Annotated in this window: 1 protein-coding gene; it reads left to right on the top strand. The window is 63.5% G+C overall.

Annotation, left to right across the window (positions count from 1 at the left end):
- Nucleotides 1–116: 116 nt before the first annotated feature.
- Nucleotides 117–1,627, top strand: a protein-coding gene (locus tag ROE7235_RS19520; RefSeq protein ID WP_245964051.1) for an IS3 family transposase whose coding sequence is annotated in 2 segments (ribosomal slippage) — nucleotides 117–537 and nucleotides 537–1,627 — 1,512 coding nt in all. Because the reading frame shifts where the segments join, the coding sequence is not laid out codon by codon here.
- The last annotated feature ends 32 nt before the right edge of the window (nucleotides 1,628–1,659 follow it).

Below are 1,659 nucleotides of genomic sequence, written 5' to 3' on the forward strand. Positions count from 1 at the left end.
CCCCGTCTGTCAGGGATGTTGTCCGCTGCTCTACTTTTCCTCTATTTCTCAGGTGGGCGGGATAGGATGATGACTTGGGCTATTCACTGGAACGAAAAACGGCTGTGCTGAAGCGGATGCTGCCGCCGAACAGCATGACCATTCGGCAATTGTCGCAGGAGGAAGGCATCTCGGAGGCGACGCTTTATGACTGGCGCGCTAAGGCGCGGCGCAAAGGGCAGCTTCTGCCCGATGCCGATGCTGGGCCCGAGGGATGGTCGTCGGGTGACAAGTTCGCGGCGGTGCTCGAAACCGCTGCCTTGAACGAGGCTGATCTGGCCGAATACTGCCGCAAGCGCGGGCTTTTTCCCGAGCAGATCAAGACATGGCGCATGGCTTGCGAGCAGGCGAACGACTGGGAGCGCAGCAGTACGGCCCGGATCGGCCAGGCGACGAAAGATGACAAGAAGCGGGTCAAGAACCTGGAGCGGGAGCTGGCCCGCAAGGACCGTGCATTGGCCGAAACCGCAGCGCTTCTGGTTCTCAGAAAAAAGGCGGCAGCGATCTGGGGGGGCGACGAGGACGCATGATCAGCACCTCAGATCGCGAAACCGCCGTTGTTCTGATCGACAAGGCCGTTACCGCTGGCGCATGCCGCATCAAAGCCTGTGCGGAGTTGGAGCTCAGTGAGCGCACCTTCAGGCGGTGGACCAAAGACGGTCAGGTTCACGCCGATCAGCGCCCCCTCGTGCCGCGCCCGGAGCCGGCCAACAAGCTGAGCGAAGCTGAACGCGCGACCGTGCTGGATACCTGCAATTCCGAAGAATTTGGTAGTCTGCCGCCGAGCCAGATCGTGCCGAAACTGGCCGACCAGGGGCGGTATCTGGCGTCGGAGTCCAGCTTCTACCGCATCTTGCGGGCGGATGGGCAGCAGCATCACCGGGGCCGGGCCAAGCCGCCGGCCCGGAGCAAACCACCCGCCAGTTACAAGGCCTGCGCGCCCTGCGAGGTCTGGACCTGGGACATCACCTGGATGCCGGGGCCCGTCGTCGGCATGTTCTTCTACCTCTACCTGATCGTGGACATCTTCAGCCGCAAGATCGTGGGCTGGGAGGTCCATGAGCGCGAGAGCGCGGATCTGGCGGCGACCCTGATCCGGCAGGCGGTGCTGGCCGAGGGCGGCATCACGCGCCCGCTGGTGCTGCACGCCGACAACGGCAGCCCGATGAAGGGCGCGACGATGAAAACGACCATGGAGAAACTGGGCATCACCGCGTCCTATAGCCGCCCGCGCGTCAGCAACGACAACCCGTTCTCCGAAGCGCTGTTCCGCACCTGCAAATACCGCCCCGACTGGCCGACCAAGGGCTTTGCCACGAAGGCCGATGCGCAGGCCTGGGTGAAATCCTTCGCCAACTGGTATAACGGCGTGCACCTGCACAGCGCCATCCGCTTCGTCACGCCAGATGCGCGCCACGCCGGGCTCGATCGCGCAACGCTCGCCAGCCGCGCCATTCTCTACGCAAATGCCCGCGCGCAAAATCCGGAACGCTGGTCAGGCAAAACCCGCAACTGGCAACCCGCCGGACCCGTCTGGCTCAACCCCGAAACCGAAATCAGCGCCCCTGAAATCAGAGACGCCGCTTGAAAGCGGCGGACAACTTCTTTGACAAACACCGC

It is taken from the genome of Roseinatronobacter ekhonensis (assembly GCF_900499075.1).
GTDB lineage: Bacteria > Pseudomonadota > Alphaproteobacteria > Rhodobacterales > Rhodobacteraceae > Roseinatronobacter > Roseinatronobacter ekhonensis.